Genomic DNA, 19,110 nt, shown 5'->3' on the forward strand with positions numbered 1-19,110 from the left:
TTTGGTTAGTCTAAATCCCTTTCCTCCCCAGGAAAATCCTAGACCAGTCTTTGACATGTTTATCCTAAAGCCCTTGCCTAAATTTATACTTTTTCTAAATCTTATTCCCATAACTTCCTCCTTTGATAATTATATCAAATCAGTGAAAATTTTCCCATAATAAAACTGCCAGCGGAGCTGGCAGCCTTAGTTAGTCTTTTATTTAAGGGTCGCATACATTATAGCTTTTATTGTATGCATTCTGTTTTCAGCTTCATCAAATACTTTAGATTTGTGTGATAGGAATACTTCTTCTGTAACTTCCATACCGTTTAGTTCGTATTTGTCACCGAATTTGTCATAAATCTCTTTACCAACTGTTGTGTTTAAGTCGTGGAAAGATGGTAGGCAATGCATGAAGATTGTTTCTTCTTTGGCATTGTCCATTACTTTTTGGTTAACTTGGAATGGGTGAAGTTGTTCGATTCTATCAGCCCAAACTTCTTCTGGTTCTCCCATTGATACCCAAATATCTGTATATATTACATCAGCTTCTTTTGTGCTTGCCATTACATCTTCGCTAAATTCAACTTTTGAACCGTGTTTTTTAGCAAATTCTCTAGCTAGTTCTTGAACATCTTCTTCTGGCCATAGGTCTTTTGGTCCACAACCGATGAAGTTGATACCAAGTTTTGCACATGTTACTGCTAGGGAGTTACCCATATTATTTCTGCAATCGCCCATGTATACAAAGTTTAGACCACGAAGACGTCCAAAGTTTTCTTTGATTGTAAGCATATCAGCGATCATTTGAGTTGGGTGCCATTTGTCTGTTAGGCCGTTCCACACTGGTACACCTGCATTTTCAGCTAATTCTTCGACTAAATCTTGTCTAAATCCTCTGTATTCGATACCATCATAGAATCTACCTAAAACTTTTGCAGTATCAGCTATTGATTCCTTCTTACCCATTTGGCTTGATCCTGGATCAAGATATGTTACTCCCATACCAAGGTCCATTCCTGCTACTTCAAATGAACATCTTGTTCTTGTAGATGTCTTTTCGAATAGTAGGACTATGTTTTTGCCTTGGAGGTAATTGTGTGGTGTTCCTGTTAGTTTCAGATTTTTGAATTGTTCTGATAGTTTAATCAAGTATAATACTTCATCCTCTGTAAAATCTTTAATAGCTAATAAATTGCGTCCTCTTAAGTTAACTCCCATGTTAAACTCCTTATTTTTTATTTTACACAATGCTAAATTTATCACCATCAAGCATTATTGTAAGCACTTTTTCCTTATCCAAGTCATCTGCTAGGATTTTCTTGGATATACCCGTAACAATCTTATCATCGACTACTCTTCTAATCTCACGTGCTCCAAACTCTTCATAGTCTGAAAGTTCGACTATTCTTCGGGTAACTTCTTCTTCGTAGGCAAAGTCCACTCCAATTTCCTTAAAGTCGGCCTTGACTTCTTCTAAATATATTTTAGTAATGTCTAGTAAATTATCAAAAGTGAGTTCATTGAATTTTATTATTCCATCAAGCCTATTGATAAATTCAGGCTTAAAGTATTTATAAAGCTCTTTTTTCCAATCTTTTTTATCATCTTGCCAAATATTTGAGGTAAGTATTATAATCGTGTTGGTAAAATCTATAGTAATGCCCCTATTATCGGTAAGTCTTCCCTCATCAAGGATTTGAAGCAAGATATCAAAGATTTGCTTGTCAGCCTTTTCTATCTCATCAAATAAAATTATTGAGTAAGGGTTGATTCTGACTTTCTCTGTAAGCTGGCCTCCGGATTCATATCCTACAAAGCCAGGAGGAGCTCCAATAAACTTTGTTGTGGAATTTGAATCCATATACTCGCTCATATCAAATCTTATTAGGCTTTCGTTTCCATCGTACAATTCTTCTGCTAAAACTTTGGCCAAATAGGTCTTACCAAGACCAGTAGATCCCGTAAAGAGGAAGGATCCTATTGGCTTATGCCTATTTTTCATGCCGACTGCTGTTCGAATTATAGCACTCGTAATCTTTCTTACGACTTTCTTTTGGCCTATGACCTTTTGACCTAAGCTTTCTTCTAAGTTTAGGATTTTCTCTCTCCTATCCTTGTTTAGTTCTTCTATAGGGATCTTGGTAATCCTCGATATAAGGGTCTTGATATGACTTTCCCTAAGCCTTTGGATTTTAACATATTCATAGGGCTTACTTAGGTAAAGTTCTTCTTCTCTTCTAAGCTCTGGGATTTTAATCTTGGTAATCTTACTATATTCTTCAAACTTTTCTTCGTTTAAGAGTCTCTTTTGCGAAAATTCCAATTCTCTGATGTCTCTTCTTATCCTTCTAAGCTCTGCCAAATCTTTTTCTTCGCTTTTTAAATCCTCCATGGCCTTATCGTAGGTTTTCTTTAGCTCTTCTAGGTTTTCTCTTAAATCTTCACCGACCTGGATTTTTTCTTCTAAAGCTATAATCTCAGATCTTATTTCATCGACCTTTCCCCACTCTTTTTCAGCCTTATTCTTTAGCATAGAGGATGCCTCATCCATAAGGTCTATCGCCTTATCAGGAAGCTTCCTATCTGTTATATACCTATCCGAAAGATCAACAGCAGCTTTTATAGCCTCATCTGTAATCACAAGATTATGAAAGGCTTCGTAATTAGGTCTGATTCCTTTTAGGATACCATAACTTTCTTCAAGACTTGGCTCCTTTATTAGAATTTTCTGGAACCTCCTCTCCAAGGCTCCGTCCTTTTCTATATAGGATCTGTATTCGGCTACAGTTGTAGCTCCGATTACGCTAATCTCACCCCTGGACAGTTTATGCTTTATTATATTTGATATATCTACTCCCCCAGATGAGGAACCTGCTCCAACTATGGTGTGAATTACATCTATAAAGAGAATTATTTTTCCTTCAAAGGAAGTCACCACATCCATTAAATCTTTAACTCTAGACTCGAACTCTCCTCTTAAACCAGTTCCTGCGAGGATACTTGATATGTCTAGGGAAAAGATAATCTTTCCTTTGAGAAATTCTGGCACATCTCCTTGGGCAATTCTTAAGGCAAGGCCTTCTACTGCGGCAGACTTTCCTACTCCAGGCTCTCCTATTAGGACCGGGTTATTTTTGATTCTTCTTGAAAGAATCTCCGATAGCCTATCTATATGATCTTCCATACCGATTACGGGATCAATCTTTCCCTCCGCCGCTCTTTTTGTAAGATCTATGCCGAATTTATCGAGGAGATCTCCGATTTTTTCAGAAAATCTCTCGCTAGTTTCAACTTCTTTTTCTTTTTTATTAAGATATTCTAAGCAGTCTTCATAGCTAAGTTTATTTTTATCTAAAATATAGGCACTAGTCGTTTTCTCTAATTTGAAGAAGGCTAGGAAAAGATGACTAGTGGTAATTTTTTCTGCATATCTTTTCTTACTTTCTTCCTTGGCTAGTAAGAGGGCCCTCTGATAATCTCTAGAAAAGTAGATTTTAGTAAGTCCATCAGTAGACCTTAGTTTTCCAAGACTCTTATCTACATCATCTAATAGCTTTTCTTTCTTGACATTAAAATCTTCAAGCATCTCTTCAAGAATATGATTTTCCTGATCGAGTAAGCTTTTAAGTAGATGAAGATCGCTTATCTCTGAGTTCTTGTTAAGGAGGGCAAGGTTTCTAGCTTCCTTTATGGCCATTGAAGCCTTTAGTGAATATAGATCTGTCATAGTCCCTCCTTTCTAAATTTATTTTACTATTTTTCTTCAAATTTTTCCTTCCAATCTTAGTCATTTTCTTAGGCTAGGATCTATTTTCTGGTCTTTCTTGTAATAATCTTCTCCTTCGAAAAATTCCTTCTTAAGCTCGGCTGTCTCTCCACTCATGGCAATAAGCCCAATCATGTTTGGGATAACTACAAGGCCTAGGGTGAAATCTAGGAAGACTCCTGCATTTTCAAATGAAACGAAAATCGCCAAGATAATCATCAAGGAAGCTATAAGTCTCATTATTTTTCCTACTCTAGTACCAAAGAGATATTCCGCTTGCTTCTCACAATAAAATACTATAACTATGATAGTTGATAGGACAAAGAGGAAGAGACTTATAGATATTATGATTGAACCTGCTTGGCCGAAAAGCGAATTAAAGGAACGCTCTACAGCAACAGGAGCTACTTGATCCATGGCCTCCTTACTCATACCCGGCTTCCAAACTCCTGTGAGAAGAACTGTTAGGGCAGATATAGTACAAACTACTATAGTATCAGCAAAAACTTCAAAGATCCCCCACATACCTTGTCTAGCTGGATGATCTGTGGTAGCTGCAGCATGACCATATCCTGCAGATCCCATGCCTGCTTCATTTGAATAAACTCCTCGGGCGACACCCTTTGAGATTATTTCTGATAAATAAGCTCCTCCTATACCACCTGCGACTGCATTTGGCTTAAAGGCTCCCTTAAATATGTATCCAAAGACCCTTGGCAAATCTCCTATATGTGCAAAAATTATTACAAGACCAAAAACTACATAGATAGCAGCCATAATCGGTACCATTTTTTCTGTAACTTTGCCGATTTGTTTGACTCCACCGAAGACTACTACAGATACCAGGATAAATATAAGTATGATGGATATGTTCTTTACTATAGTTTCATTTACATTGCTTGCTGCAAATACTTTTTCTATCGGCCCTGCCGCAGATAAGGTTTGGAGGGTAATCGATGGAAGAATTTCTATCATAAAAAAGAATGCTGCAAGAGCTCCGAGGGCCTTGCCCAATCTTCCTTTTAATCCATTTTTGAGCATGTAAGAACATCCTCCTACGAAGTCTCCGTCCTCGTTTTTCTCCCTATATTTGATGGATAAAGCGACTTCTGCAAACTTTGTTCCCTGACCAATTATAGCCGCAATCCACATCCAGAATATAGCCCCAGGTCCTGCTGCAAATATAATCGTAGGAACTACCACTATATTAGCTGCTCCTATGGATGAAGCAAGGGCCGTTGTCATAGCTTGAAAGGCTGAGACTGTACCAGATCCTTCCTCTTTTTTGGCAAACATTTTGCCGAAAGTTTGTTTCATAACGTAAGGAAAGTACCTTATTTGTATGAAACCTGTCCTAATATTCGTTATAAGTCCGCCACCAACCACTAGGCAAAGAAGTGGCCATCCCCACAACCATTCAGTAAAGGCTTTAACAATTTCTAACATAATTTTCTCCTTGTTGTGGAATCCTTAAAAAATTCATCTCCTATCTCAAAGAGGATTCGCCTCAAGATAGATTTTACTGATGAGTTTATTGCTACAGTCCCTATTAGTATATTTATCTAGGCCTTACTTTTACCCTAAGCTTCTAGGAAATTCCTTGTTTAAGGTTCAGGCAAAGTCTTCGTTAAAATACTCATTTTTATTTAAGAAAAATCCACCCCGAAAGGTGGACTCTTATTTTGTTATTTTTGATTCAAATTTCTGTCAATATTTTTGATGAAGTCTTGTGAGTTGGTTACCATGGTCTTAGCTGTTAAAGTTCCTCTGTCAGATAGCTTGTTTACAGCAAATTCTTGGATATCAACTGTGTACATAAATACAGGTCTTATAACTCCATTTATCTCGTTGTAAGAAGGAGTCATGTTTCCTGTTGCTATAGTAAAGAGGATTGCTGATGACATGATTACTGTTGAAGACTTCTTTATATTTCTTCTCATCTCATCTTGAGCTTCGTATACGTTGTTGTAGGTATCGTTAAAGGTGTATCTATCTCTGATAGTACCAGCAATTACTAGGTTTACATTGTTTCTAACTGCTGCTGCCACAAAACCTGTCTCGATTCCTTCTTTTTCTACATATTCTTTGATAGATCCAACTTCATTTACTCTGTTGATGATTTCATAGAAGTTTTCTCTTGTATTTTGGCTATTTAGGTATTCTTCTTGGCCTTCTACTGTATTAAATTTAGCTCTTTCAAGGTCGTAGGCAACGGCTGCTGTCCCACAGAAGATAGCATTTGCGTATCCGTTTTCTACGATTCTTGCTAGGGCATCATCACTTTCTTCATCAAGAGATGTCGCTGTACCAAGTACCCAAGTCACATAACCATTATTTTCTTTTTCGTATTTTAAAACTTCATATAGCTCGTCGTAGTCTTTGGAGAAGGCTGTCTCTCTTGATCTTCCTTCTCTAAATCCGAAAGTCGCCTCTTCTTTTTCTGACTTGTCTACGAATCCTTCTGTGTAGACGTAGATTCCTTCAGATCCGTCTTCCTTACGTCCAACGACTACCTTATCACCTTTTTTAAGGTTTCTAAACTCTACTACATCTACTCTTTCATTTCCTGGCTCGTCAATAGCAACAGCTACTGTATCCATCCTAGATTGGAGGGCAAGGACCCATTTGTCATTTATCTTGAAGTATTCAGGAAATACTGAAAGAGCGTGGTAGCCTTCTGGGCTTATTCCGTCCTTTTCAACTTCTACTAATTTTGCATTAGGAAATTTGTCAAACTTTTCATCGAATTCTTTTGGGAAGTATTTTGGCATTTCAAATTTGTAGTCCATAATTACTCCTTAATTTCTTTTTCATCTGAAGCTTCTGCACTAACTTCAGCTTCTTCTACGTCATAGACATGTTCTTCATCGAAAGATACAAACTCTTCTGGAACGAGTTCTTTTTCTAGATTTACTACAAAGTCTTGGACGTTTGTTACAAGTGTTCTTACGGCTATACCTTCTCTAGCAGCAGATACCTTTCTTACAGCATTTTCTGTAACATCCACTGTAAAGATAAATACAGGAACAACATTGCCATCTTCGTCAATCCTATAGCTTGAAGCTGTCTCTGCAGTTGAAGCTGAGTGAAGGGTTGTTGCAAGACAAATTATGAGATTAGACTTATCAGTTTGTTTTCTAACATTGTCCAAAGATTCGTATACATTGCCTGTAACTTCTGGAAGTGGACCGTCATCTCTGATAGATCCTGCAAGAGTTATAGGAACACCGAGTCTATTTAGAGTCTTTACGAATCCGTCACGTACGTTTCCTTGGTTAATAAACTCATCTATAGAACCAACATTTCTAATGGCATTTAATGTATCCAAGTGATTGTAGTGGCCTAGTGGGTCAGAGATTTGTGTATAAATATCTTGACCTAGGGCAGTGTTTAGGTATCCACCTTCAAGGTCATGTGTTGCCATGGCGTTTCCACCTAGGAGAGCTTGAACATATCCGTTTTCTGCAAGTCTTGATAGACCATTTCTTGTATCGAAGTCGAAAACTACAGCAGGTCCAAGTACCCAAGTGATCATTCCCTTGGCATCTCTTTCTTTTTTCATTAATTCATAAAGAAGTCTGTAATTTGAAGTATTGGATGCTTCTACAAAATCTCCTCCACGTGCTAGAACTTCGTCAGAAAATCCTTCAGCATACTTTAAAACTCCCTGAGATCCGTCATTGGCATCTGCAATAACTACCTTATCGCCCTTCTTTAGATTTCTAAATTCTCTTACATAGATTTTTCCGTCTTCAAGAACTGCTAGGCAGTCTTGAGAACTTCTTTCTGGGATTTGCCATTTTCCATCTACCTTGTAGTAGGTTGGGGCGTGGCTTGTTAAATAAAATCCTTGTGGGCTTACTCCATCCTTGATAACTTCTGCGGTTGAAACATCTTTGCTAGAAGCGTATTTCTCATCCGAGAAATCAGGTGGTGTAAATAGTAAGTCTTCTCTCATTTATTCCTCCTAAATTTTTTAGTAAAAACCTTCTTCCTATTATCATATTGGAAAATAATTCCTAAGTCAATATTTTAGGATTTCGCCTTAAAGTGTCTGAGTTAGAATTTAAGAATAAATTCATCTAATCTAAAAACATATCCTCTTATATATCCTACATTTTATTTTAATATTCTTAATAATTATATTAATATATTTTATTTGACAAAGATAAATTTCAAGTATAATTAAAGTAGAAGTTAATTTACCTTCAAGGAGGTTTTATGAATAAATTAATGAAAATCAAAAATTTTATCCCTATGTACTTTAGGGCCATGAAAAATAAAAATACACCAGTAATGGCAAAGCTTATGGGCATATTTGCCATAGTCTACGCCATCTTGCCAGCTGACATGATCCCAGATGTCGTTCCCTTCCTAGGAATCCTAGATGATGCCATAGTTCTTCCTTTCTTAATCTATCTAGCATCCAAAATGATACCAGATGAAGTTATGGATAAGGAAAAAGCGGTGGTAATAGAAGAATAAGCAGCAAAGCCTCAAATTTTCTGAAAGTTAAACAGATATTTGAGGCTTTTTTAATAATAAAACCCAGGTATCTGCAAGAATTGCTTAGTGATAATCCTATCTCACTTAACATTCATAGCCTTACGTCCGTTAAAGCTTAGTTAAGTCCAAAAAGCAATTAGAGCCAACCTGGGTAGTTTCTGTCAGAAGATATATCTTTAGCTACTACTAAACTAATATTTTCCTTAAAGAAAGTATCTTCATCTCTATTCAATTGTAAATTCATCCTAGAAGATTTCTTATCGTGAACATCTTTACTAGCTTCTCTTAGCTTCCAATTAATCGAAAGATTTTTTATTCTCTTTCTAAATTCCAAAACAGATGGGAGTTTATTTGCTCTTTCCTTTTCAGCAAATTTGTTAACTCCATGATAAGATTCAAATAGGACTTGGTCAAAGGATTCAAACTCTTCCATCGGACCGTCCTCCTTTTTTTCTATTAAGAACGATATATCTTTCTTATTATAATATTACCCAGATTTTTATAATGTAAACATTTTCTTTTTATTTTTTTCACAAAAAAACTAGCGATTGCTCGCTAGTAATTTTTCTACTCAACTGTAACAGATTTGGCTAGGTTTCTTGGTTTATCTACATCGATTCCCTTGGATATTGATGTGTAGTAGGCCATTAGTTGGGCTGGTATTGCTGTAAGAAGTGGATAGAGGATATCTAAAGTCTCTGGGATTATTAATATCTTATCAGTGATCTTACTCATTCTAGAGTCCTCATGGCTTGTTATGATAAATACATTAGCTCCTCTTGACACGACTTCTTCGATATTTGATAGGGTTTTCTCCAAAAGATTTGCCTGGCTCATTATGGCTATAACCGGAGTCTTATCTTCTATTAGGGAAATTGTCCCGTGTTTTAGCTCTCCTGCCGCGAAAGCCTCTGTGTGGATATATGATACCTCCTTAAGCTTAAGGGCCGCCTCTATGGTAGTTTGATAATCAAGTCCACGAGCTATATAAAACAGGCTATTTTGATCTTTTATCTCTTCTGCAAAGTCTTTAATTATTTTATCATCTTCTAGAATTTCTCTAATTTTTCCCGGAATTTCCTTTAAGCCTTCTATGATTTCTTTGTAATAATCATCATCTATCCTAGATAATTTCCTAGCGAAATCAAGGGCTAGGAAATAGAGATTTAATACTTGGCTAGTGTAGGCCTTGGTACTAGCTACAGCTATTTCCGGACCCGCATAGCAATATATGGACTTATCAGCTTCCCTATCCATGGATGATGCTAGGGTATTTGTTATAAGAAGAGTCTTAGCTTTCTTTTCCTTGGCAAAGCTTAAAGCCTTTAGGCTATCAGCAGTTTCTCCTGATTGGGATATAAATATTACCAGGCTCTTCTCATCAAGGAAAGGATCGTTATATCTAAACTCTGATGCAAGATCGCAGATCACAGGAATTTTGGCGAGTTTTTCTATAAGAGTCTTTCCAACAAGACCTGCATGGTAGGCTGTTCCACAAGCAACTATATAAATTCTTTCAAAGTTTTCTAAATCTTTCTTAGTAAAAGAGTCTCCATCAAGGATTATTTCGTCATTTTTTACATTTAGTCTAATAAGCTCTTCTAGGACAGAGGCTTGCTCATTTATTTCCTTGATCATAAAATGATCGTAGCCTGCCTTAGTCGCTGCGTCGACTGACCATTCTATTTTTCTAATTTCTCTATCGACTCTTTTATCTTCTCTATCATAGATAGTGTAGGTATCTCCCTCAATGTCTACCACATCTCCATTTTCTAGATAGATTACGTCTCTAGTATATTTTAGAAGAGATGGAATATCACTTGCCATCATGAAGGAATCTTCCATTATCCCTGCCACAAGAGGACTTTCTTCTCTGATTCCAATAAGCCTATCTGGCTCGTCAGCTGAGATAATCCCACAAGCATAAGCTCCCACAAGTCTTTTACGGACTTTTCTTACAGCTTCTAAGAGATCTCCTTCATAATACTTTTCAAGAAGTACTGCTATAACTTCTGTATCTGTCGAAGATTTAAACTCATAGCCTTCTTCTTCTAATTCTTTCCTAAGCTCTCTGTAGTTTTCTATGATTCCATTGTGGACTACGGCAATCCTTCCGTTATTTGAAAGGTGAGGGTGGCTATTTGTATCATTGGCCTCTCCGTGAGTTGCCCATCTGATATGGCCAATACCAACATTTCCTTCGATAGGATTTTCCTCCAAAGCCTTCTTCAAATTATCAAGCTTTCCTGCTTTTTTTACACAAGAAATCTCTCCATCATTAATCACAGCTATACCTGCTGAGTCGTAACCACGATATTCTAGCTTTTCTAGACCATCGATGATTACTTCTCTTGCATCAAGTTTTCCCTTATACGATACTATTCCGCACATAGTAACCTCCTATTTAGTTTTTATGAGGCCACTGTATCTTCTCTGTCCACAGAATTGCTCCTGTGTTTTGTCTGATACTAAGGCTGTGAACCCAGACAGCTCCCGCCGAATTTTCGATAACTGCCTTCCTCGTCATCCCAAGGGGATCTGGCGCTTTGTTATTTTTACCTCATTCTTGTATTATACCTCGTAAATTTGGGCAAAACAAAATCCTCCAGCCTAGCCAGAGGACTTATTTCAGATTACTAAAGCTAAAATTATAAGAGGTGAAAGTATTAACAATACCCAAGGCATAAATACCTTCATCGCCGCAAGAAACATAGCTAGCTGGTCATTATTTTCGAGATTGTCCTTATCTAGGAGCCTCTCTTTTTCATAGATTTCTTTTTGGCTTTTGCCCTTAAATCTATCTATTGGAGCTTTCATATAGCGCTCATTTCTTCTAGCTCTTCTTCCTTTTTAGCCTTTTCTATTTTATTTTTCTCAAAAGCCTTTTGCTTTTCTTCTTCGCTTACATCAAGCAAGTGGCATGCTACGAAGTGGCCATCTTCTCTTTCCTTAAGTTCTGGCTCGAAGTTGGCACAGATATCCATAGCGTACTCGCATCTGGTGTGGAACCTACATCCTTTTGGAGGTTTTACCGCTGATGGTATGTCTCCTTCGATGACTTGTAGCTCTTGGCCTTTGTCTACGTCTGTTCTTGGTATAGCACGTAGGAGGGCCTTGGTGTATGGATGGAGAGGATTTTCGAATATTCTCTCTGATTCACAAAGCTCTACCAAAACTCCAAGATACATTACCCCAATCCTATCTGATATATATTTTACAACTGATAGGTCGTGGGTGATGAAAAGATAGGTTAGGTTGTTCTCATCTTTAAGGTCTTGAAGAAGGTTTATAATTTGAGATTGGATAGATACGTCAAGGGCACTTACAGCCTCGTCACAAACTATAAAGCTTGGCTTAAGGGCTAGGGCTCTTGCTATACCGATTCTTTGCCTTTGTCCACCTGAGAATTGGTGAGGATATCTATGAAGGAAGTAAGGAGCAAGTCCGCACTTTTCCATAGTTTCTCTGATATATTCGTTGTAGCCTTTTTCTTTTCTGCTCTTAAAAAGCTGGTGGCCTAGGACACCTTCGCCTATGATATTTCCTACAGTCATCTTTGTATCCAAAGATCCGTAAGGATCTTGGAAGATCATTTGTAGGTCCTTCCTTAGGGCTCTCATCTCTTCGTTGTTAAGCTCAGATAGGTCGATTCCGTTATCTCTCTCTTCTTCAAGCTCGGCAAATCTCTCCTTATTTTCTAGACTCTTTCTGTAGGCTTCTATCGTTTGATCTTTTTCGCTGATTTCTTTAGTCTTGGCATCTTTTTGGCTAATCAAGTCCTTGTACTTAGGATCACTTTCTAGGAATTTATCATATTCTTCCCAAGTTCTTGATCTCATTTGAGTTTTTTGCTCAATTTCTTCGAGCTTTTCTAAAATGCCCGCTCTTTGTTTAAGGATGTCGTATTTTTCCTTAAGCATAGTAGCTACCTTGTTTAGGTCATCGCTTGCAAGAAGACCTCCAGCAATCCTTACCATATTTAGGTAGTTTTCCTCTAGCTCACGACGTTTAAACATAGCCTTTTCGTTAAGCTCGGCTCTTTTTTCATCTGTATCAGCGCTTTCTAGCTCTTCATAAATCTTATTTAAAGCTTCGATTTCTTCGTGATACTTAGGAAATTGGCTAGGAATCTTCTTGATCATATCTAGCATGTAGGCTGGAGCAGTATCTTCTATGGTCTTTCCATAGTAAAGAGTAGTTCCTTCTGTTTGATCATAGATTTGTAGGAGGGTTCTACCGAAAGTAGACTTACCACATCCAGATTCTCCTACAAGACCCAAGGTCTCTCCTTGATAGATATCTAGACTAATGGACTCGTTGGCGTGAACATACTCGCCAGGTCCTCTGTTAAATATAGACTTTTTCTTAAGAGGGAAATACTTCTTTAGGTTTCTTATCTTAAATAAGACTTTTTTATCATTCTGCATTTTCTTCCCTCTCCTTTCTATTTGGATAATGACATCTGATCTTTTGGTTTTCATTTACTGAAACTAGATCAGGCATCACTTCTATACATTTTTTAGTAGCATACTTACACCTATCCGCAAACTTGCATCCTTTCGGAAGGTTAAGTGGGTGTGGTACTGAACCTGGGATGATATCAAGTCTTTCGTTTCTATCTGATGTGATAGATGGGATTGAATTTAGTAGGGCTACGGTATATGGGTGGTTGTAGTCTGTGATGTCGTGTTTAAAGATAAATTCAACTGGAGATTGCTCCACGATTTGTCCACAATACATTACAGCAACCTCATCAGCCATTTGATTTATTACTCCAAGATCGTGGGTAATAAAGAGGATTGATGTACCAGCCTTATGCTTAAGATCATTCATTAGTCTTAGTATTTGGGCTTGGATGGTAACATCAAGAGCTGTTGTAGGCTCATCTGCTATAAGAAGCTTTGGCTCACAAGCAAGGGCCATGGCAATCATTACCCTTTGGTTCATTCCTCCAGATAGCTCGAAAGGATATTGTTTGGCCACTACATGTGGATTAGGAATTTTTACAGCTGCAAGAAGCTCTTCACATCTTTTAGCCGCTTCCTTCTTATTCATTCCCTTATGGAGGATAAGAACTTCTGAGATTTGTTTTTCTACAGTAAAGACTGGGTTAAGAGAGCTCATTGGCTCTTGGAAAATCATTGAAATAGCATTTCCTCTGATATGTTCCATTTGGCTAGTCTTATAGTCAGAAATTTTTTCTCCATCGAATATTATCTCACCATCGTAAATCTTTTGGTTAGATTCAAATAGCTGGAGTATACTCATAGCTGTTTGACTCTTACCAGATCCACTTTCTCCAACAAGACCCAGGGTCTTACCAGCATCGACTGTAAAAGATACGTCATTTACAGCCTTGATAAGACCACGTCTTGTTTCAAAGTAGGTGTGTAAATTTTTTATTTCTAATAAACTCATTTTATAACCTATCTTTCATTTGCTCTTGGGTCGATGGCATCTCTTAGAGCGTCACCGATTAGGTTTACAGAAAATGATGTCAAGAATACTGCAAGTGCTGGGAATACCCATCTCCACCAGTAAGTGTTTAGTACGTCTGATGATTGGGCTGCAGTAAGCATATTACCCCAAGAAGGAGTTGGCTCTTGTACACCAAATCCTAGGAAGGATAGACCAGATTCTGTTAGCAAGTTTCCTGCATAACCTATGGTCGCATTTACTATTACTATTGATAAGATATTTGGGAAGATGTGCTTGATCATGATAGACCAATTCTTAACTCCCAAGGCTCTCGCTGCTGTTATATAGTCTCTTTCTCTTTCGGCAAGGATTTGTCCACGAACAAGTCTTGCTAGCCCCGTCCAACCGAGTAGACCTAGAAGAATCATAACCATAGTGATCCTTTGCTCTTGGCTTGCTCCTGGTGGTAGGAGGGCTGATAGGGAAATCAACATTGGGTAGAATGGGAAAGATGCCACAATCTCAGAAAATCTCATCAATACATTGTCTATCTTTCCGCCAGCAAAACCTGAAATCATACCAATTAGTACACCGAGGACTATCTGAATTACAGTAGAGATTAAGGAAATTACCATGGTCATCTTACCACCGTGGATTAGTCTTGTGAAAATATCACGACCTTGATCGTCAGAACCGAATCTAAAACCATTTAGACCCCAAGTTTCAATTTTGCCTTCTTTGTTTACTGCGTAGTTGTTGAAATATGAAGAATAAATTTGATCAAAGTCTCCTTCAGGAGTACTTAGCTCTCCATAGTTATCCTTACCCCATTGGTAGATTTTTCCGTTTTCGTCAAGGGCTGTAAATACTGAATCACTAGCCTTGATATCAACAAGAGGAGCTTCAAATTTTGGTACAGAATCTCCTGAAACCTTATCTCTAGTAGGTCCCCAAACATAGAGCTCACCATCTTCTGATAGAGCTGCTGCTGATGAGGAAGTTAGGGCTACCTTTTTAGTCTTAACCTTGCCTGTCTTAAGCTCTTCTGGCATTTGAGTGTCGATTTCTGCACCCATTACACCCAAAAGTCTAATAGATCCATCCTTCATTATAGCTAGGATATTGATTGGATTTGTTGCAAAATCTACAACTTGACCCTTGATATCAGAAGGAAGAAGGTTAAGTCTACTTGCAAGGGTTGATCCCCATACTACTAGGTTGTTTTTCTTTGTAAGAATTACAGAGTATTGGACACCTGCGCCGAGTTTTTCGATTCCTTCCTCTTTTACCTTAGCCTCATCCATTGGTGGCATTTGGTTTTGTTGGAAGGCATTGTTACCCCAACCGTATATCTCATTATCTTCTGTAGCAGCTATTATATGTCTATCACCTGCTGCTATATCTACTATTTTCTTGTTAGCTAAGGCTTCCTTGGCCTTATCTGGGATTTCTAGGACCTTATCTTCGTTGTCAGAACCCCAAACATAGACATTTCCCTCCTTGCTAAGTCCTGCAGAGAAGGTATTACCTATTGAAATTTTCTCAACTCCTTCTTTTTCTAAATCAGAAGGATAGTTCATGTAAGCCCCACCTGGAGCTACATTAGTTAAGTTTCCTTGGGAGTAGTATTGATTAAAGGGAAGAACTTTACTTCCTACAAATACTACTAGGACTATCGCCACAAAAAGCACAAGTCCAATAATACCCAAAGGGTTTCTAAAGTAGTTTCTAAAGGCTACCTTTCCTGGAGACATAATAGCTTCTTCTTTTAGCTTGTCATTTTCGTCTTCCTTTCTAGGTCCCTTGTCCACATTTTTATTATCACTATGGAGTAATTCATCATCTGATTTATTGTCAAAGGAAGAATTACTATCGTTAAATTCTTCTCCCTTAGAGAATGTGAAGGCTCTTAAGAAGAAGTTTTTCAAGAAACTTCCATATGATTTTACAGATTTTTTTAAAGTCGTATTCATCTTAAGCCTCCAATTGAACTCTTGGATCTACTAGGGCGTAGGCCACATCCATCAATAAGTTTCCAAGAAGAGTAAGCACAGCATAAAACATTGATAGGGCAAGGATTACATTGTAATCTTGAGCCATTACAGCCATTATTAGTTCGTTACCAATTCCCCTAAAGGAGAAAATTCTTTCAGTGATAGCTGAACCTGAAAACATTCCAAGTACAGCCCAAGTTAGGGCAGTAACTACTGGTATAAGGGCATTTCTAAAGGCATGCGAATAGATAACGGTCTTCTCCTTTAGACCCTTACTTCTTGCTGTTCTTATATAATCTTGGTCTAGGGCATCTAGCATTGAGTTTCTTACATATCTTGAAAGAGATGCAAGGGAACCTATGGTTAGAGTAGCTGTTGGTAAAACTAGATATTTAACCCATTCTCCGAAGGTATTTTCTCTAGGCATACCATTTGCTGGAAACCATCCTAGCCTAAAGGCAAAGACGAATATCAAAATAAGTCCTATAAAGAATACAGGAATTGATAGACCCACTAGGGTCAAGGTCTGGAAGGTCTTATCGAAGACCCCTCCCTTGTGCGTGGCCGACCTAATTCCTATCAAGACCGAAAGTACGAATGATAGAATTGTCGAACCGATATTTAAAAATATGGTGTTTTTGAGAGGCTCTGATAAATATTCAGAAACTGGTCTTCTAACTCTAGTAGATTCTCCCAAATCACCCTTCAAAGTTCTTCCAAGCCATCTTACATATTGCTCAGGCAAGGACTTATCGAGTCCGTATCTAGCTTGAAGTGTTTGGTATAGCTCTTCTTGCTCTTGCTTAGTCATACGACCTGTCGTAGGCATCATAGCCTTGATTGGATCTCCTGGCATAGCTTTAGAGAAAGCAAAAAGCATTATAGATATAATCAGAGCTACTGGTATTAAATTTATGATTCTCTTAACTATATAACGAAACATATCTTCCCTTCCTATTTTTTATAACATTGAGATTCGTTATCTTACTAAAGTATACTGATAAATATGTAGTCTTTTTTTCGAAAAAGATAGACAAATCCAAGTTAATAATTTTTATAATTTATATGTTATAATATTAGTCGTATTTTGTCAACCACCCATCTTATTAAATTATTATATAAAGAGGTACAACAAATGTAAACGTTGGTAAAATAACGACATAACTATGCATATTATTTCATAACTTTATGATTTTTTTGCAATTATATTTGATACTTTATGTATAATCACAATAACGAAAATAAAAAGGCTCACTCAAGTGAGCCCCTAGATTGTAGACGACCCCCTTATTTCGACCGAACGGAGTGAGTGGAGAAATCTAACGAGATCTCTCCATGCGTTCATTTCACTCTCACTAAAACATATTGGAACATATTAGTGTATATGTCTAGCTTCTTGTTTTAGGGTTAAATGTGCCAGTTAAGGCACATTTAACTAGTCGAGATAAGGGTAACTTAACTATAAAATTAATTTAAATTAAATCTACTTTATCTACTCTTTAATTTACTGATTATTAGTTTTCCAAAGTAAGAGCGTTGATTTGGTCTTCTGATTGCCATACTGGTGTATTGACATCGAATCCCTTAACTCTCTTTGTGTAACCTGTGTGATATTGGTTAGCGTAAAGTGGGATTTCTGGTAGGTAATCATTGTACCAGATTTGGAATTCTTCCCAGTTATCTAGGTATTCATCCTTCTTATCAGCAGGTGTCTTACGTAGTTTAACTGTCAACTCATCAGCCTTTGGATCATTAGTCTTAGTATAGTTGTAAGGTCCTTCAGAGTTATATGCGTACCATGGATCAAATGGTGTACCGAAGTTTGTACCCATGTTGAATACTGTATATTCTGGGTCTTCTTCTGGATAGTAGTAGTAGTTTAGTAGGGTTGCGAATGAACCAGCTGTGACATTGTATTCCATACCAACTTGCTTAGCGTTGTTTGGTACTTGGTTAGAGATCAATGTTGTAATTGGTGATTCATCAGAACCATATTGGTTAACTACAAGTTTGTTTCCATTTTCATCGTATCTATAATAGTCAAATCCATCTGCATTAGATGAGAAAGCTTCATCAGCCTTAGCCTTATCCCAAGGAGTAGTTCCATCAGCCTCGAACTTGAAAGGTGTTTTGTCAAGAAGGGCATTAGCTTGATCTAAGTTCATTTGGTAGTTGATTAGCTTACCTTCAAGGTCTGCTCCTCTTTCTTTATACATCCATTGGCTGCTACCGTACATACCGTTAGTTACAACACCGTATCCACCAGCGAAGGATTGTACGAAGCTGTTTCTATCCATTAGGTGAGCGATAGCTTGTCTAACTTCTTTGTATTTTGTTGTTCCTCTGTCTGTTAGGAATGTTACGTTACCATAACCATTTCTTTCGAATGTGTTATATCCACCAATCTTTCCACTATCGGCAGCTTCTCTCATTCTATCGATTGGACCACCTTCAGACTCTTCTTCCCAAAGGTCGATATCGCCATTTTCAAGTAAGTCTACCGCAATCTTTGCGTTTACAGTTTGAAGGATTACGTTAGGAATTGTAGCCTTATCACCCTTGAAGTTTCCAGCATAGTTTTCGTTTAGGCTTAGTTTAACCATGTTGTTTTGGAATGATTCAAACTTGTAAGGACCTGTTACAACTGCTGGATTAAGTCTGTATTCATTAACTTCCTTAAGCATAGCTTCGTCTATAAGTTGTTGAGTAGGATCTACATCTCCATTTTTACGATCTTCTAGATCTTTGATTGCATCTTCGTGTTCTTTTTTAGCTTCTTCGTAAGCTTTCTTATCTTCTTCTGATGCATCATCTTCTGGAGCTGGATTGTTTTCTTCAAAGTCTTCTTTTTGGCTTTTGATTTGTTCATCCAGGTTCTTTACATAGTTTTCTTTTTCTTCATCACTAACTTCATATCCTTCTTTAGCAACTAGTTTGTTACCTTCTTTAGAAAGAGCTAGGTTTTCGTTTAGATAGTGCATTGGGTGTGGTCGAATAGCTAATAAAGATGCTTCTTCGTAGTATGGAAGGAATGATGCATCTATTGTAACCTTGAATGTGTGATCATCTACCTTCTCAAGACCTTCAAATACATCGCTATCGCCCTTCTTATAGGCTTCATATCCCTTTACAGAGTCAGATCCTGGGCTTGTAGAGCCTGTTAGTTTGGTGTATTCTGGGTGAGTGTGTAGAAGAGACATGAATAAGTAATCATCTGCCTTGATTGGTTCCCCATCAGACCATTTAAGATCTTGTTTAATCTTGAATGTAACAGTCTTTGATCCATCTTCGTTATCTTCTGATAAAGGCTCACCATCTAGAACAGCTGTATTATTTACCCAAGCTCCGGATTCGTCTTGAACAACTGTTTGGTAACCGTTGTTTCCTTCGATACCAAGATATTTTCTAACCTTAACATCTCCAGAGTTGTTGGTCCATCCT

General features: G+C 37.6%; 15 protein-coding genes. 1 reads left to right on the top strand and 14 read right to left on the bottom strand.

Annotated features, from left to right (window positions below):
- The 6 genes from MRZ08_RS03015 to MRZ08_RS03040 all read right to left on the bottom strand — a co-directional run.
- Positions 1 to 111 (bottom strand): DUF4236 domain-containing protein (locus MRZ08_RS03015; protein ID WP_297378513.1); only part of this gene is annotated, 111 nt, incomplete at its 3' end.
- A gap of 87 nt (positions 112 to 198) precedes the next feature.
- Complete coding sequence (argF, locus tag MRZ08_RS03020; protein WP_297379115.1) at positions 199 to 1,203, bottom strand: ornithine carbamoyltransferase; 1,005 nt, start codon at positions 1,201 to 1,203, stop codon at positions 199 to 201.
- A gap of 22 nt (positions 1,204 to 1,225) precedes the next feature.
- Entirely contained in the window at positions 1,226 to 3,712 is a 2,487-nt protein-coding gene (locus MRZ08_RS03025) for an ATP-dependent Clp protease ATP-binding subunit (RefSeq protein ID WP_297379116.1), read from the bottom strand.
- A 60-nt stretch (positions 3,713 to 3,772) separates the two neighbouring features.
- Positions 3,773 to 5,197: an amino acid carrier protein gene (locus tag MRZ08_RS03030; RefSeq protein ID WP_297379118.1), complete on the bottom strand. Its 1,425-nt coding sequence runs from the start codon at positions 5,195 to 5,197 to the stop codon at positions 3,773 to 3,775.
- A gap of 239 nt (positions 5,198 to 5,436) precedes the next feature.
- Positions 5,437 to 6,540 (bottom strand): hypothetical protein, encoded by a 1,104-nt coding sequence (locus MRZ08_RS03035; RefSeq protein ID WP_297379120.1) that lies wholly within the window; start codon positions 6,538 to 6,540, stop codon positions 5,437 to 5,439.
- A 2-nt stretch (positions 6,541 to 6,542) separates the two neighbouring features.
- Complete coding sequence (locus MRZ08_RS03040; RefSeq protein ID WP_297379122.1) at positions 6,543 to 7,709, bottom strand: hypothetical protein; 1,167 nt, start codon at positions 7,707 to 7,709, stop codon at positions 6,543 to 6,545.
- A 263-nt stretch (positions 7,710 to 7,972) separates the two neighbouring features.
- Between MRZ08_RS03040 and MRZ08_RS03045 the strand changes: the two genes are divergently transcribed.
- Complete coding sequence (locus MRZ08_RS03045) at positions 7,973 to 8,236, top strand: DUF1232 domain-containing protein (RefSeq protein WP_297379125.1); 264 nt, start codon at positions 7,973 to 7,975, stop codon at positions 8,234 to 8,236.
- A 157-nt stretch (positions 8,237 to 8,393) separates the two neighbouring features.
- Here MRZ08_RS03045 and MRZ08_RS03050 read toward each other — a convergent pair whose 3' ends face one another.
- The 8 genes from MRZ08_RS03050 to MRZ08_RS03085 form a co-directional block, all read right to left on the bottom strand.
- Positions 8,394 to 8,690: a hypothetical protein gene (locus MRZ08_RS03050; protein ID WP_297379126.1), complete on the bottom strand. Its 297-nt coding sequence runs from the start codon at positions 8,688 to 8,690 to the stop codon at positions 8,394 to 8,396.
- A gap of 134 nt (positions 8,691 to 8,824) precedes the next feature.
- The gene (gene glmS / locus MRZ08_RS03055) at positions 8,825 to 10,648 is read right to left on the bottom strand and encodes a glutamine--fructose-6-phosphate transaminase (isomerizing) (protein ID WP_297379128.1); all 1,824 of its coding nucleotides are present in this window, start codon (positions 10,646 to 10,648) and stop codon (positions 8,825 to 8,827) included.
- Between the two features lie 237 nt (positions 10,649 to 10,885).
- Positions 10,886 to 11,074: a hypothetical protein gene (locus MRZ08_RS03060; RefSeq protein WP_297379130.1), complete on the bottom strand. Its 189-nt coding sequence runs from the start codon at positions 11,072 to 11,074 to the stop codon at positions 10,886 to 10,888.
- Positions 11,071 to 12,684 carry an oligopeptide/dipeptide ABC transporter ATP-binding protein gene (locus MRZ08_RS03065; protein ID WP_297379132.1) on the bottom strand — a complete coding sequence of 538 codons (1,614 nt, stop codon included), beginning with the start codon at positions 12,682 to 12,684 and terminating at the stop codon, positions 11,071 to 11,073. Before MRZ08_RS03065 ends, MRZ08_RS03060 begins: the two co-directional genes overlap by 4 nt.
- Positions 12,674 to 13,675: an ABC transporter ATP-binding protein gene (locus MRZ08_RS03070; protein ID WP_297379134.1), complete on the bottom strand. Its 1,002-nt coding sequence runs from the start codon at positions 13,673 to 13,675 to the stop codon at positions 12,674 to 12,676. Before MRZ08_RS03070 ends, MRZ08_RS03065 begins: the two co-directional genes overlap by 11 nt.
- 8 nt (positions 13,676 to 13,683) lie before the next feature.
- Complete coding sequence (locus MRZ08_RS03075; RefSeq protein WP_297379136.1) at positions 13,684 to 15,648, bottom strand: ABC transporter permease subunit; 1,965 nt, start codon at positions 15,646 to 15,648, stop codon at positions 13,684 to 13,686.
- 1 nt (position 15,649) lies between these two features.
- Positions 15,650 to 16,612, bottom strand: coding sequence for an ABC transporter permease (locus MRZ08_RS03080; protein WP_012803490.1), 963 nt, complete (start codon positions 16,610 to 16,612; stop codon positions 15,650 to 15,652).
- A 571-nt stretch (positions 16,613 to 17,183) separates the two neighbouring features.
- On the bottom strand, positions 17,184 to 19,110 hold a 1,927-nt coding region (locus MRZ08_RS03085), incomplete at its 5' end, for an ABC transporter substrate-binding protein (protein WP_297379138.1).

This window comes from Anaerococcus sp., assembly GCF_022770135.1.
Taxonomy (GTDB): domain Bacteria; phylum Bacillota; class Clostridia; order Tissierellales; family Peptoniphilaceae; genus Anaerococcus.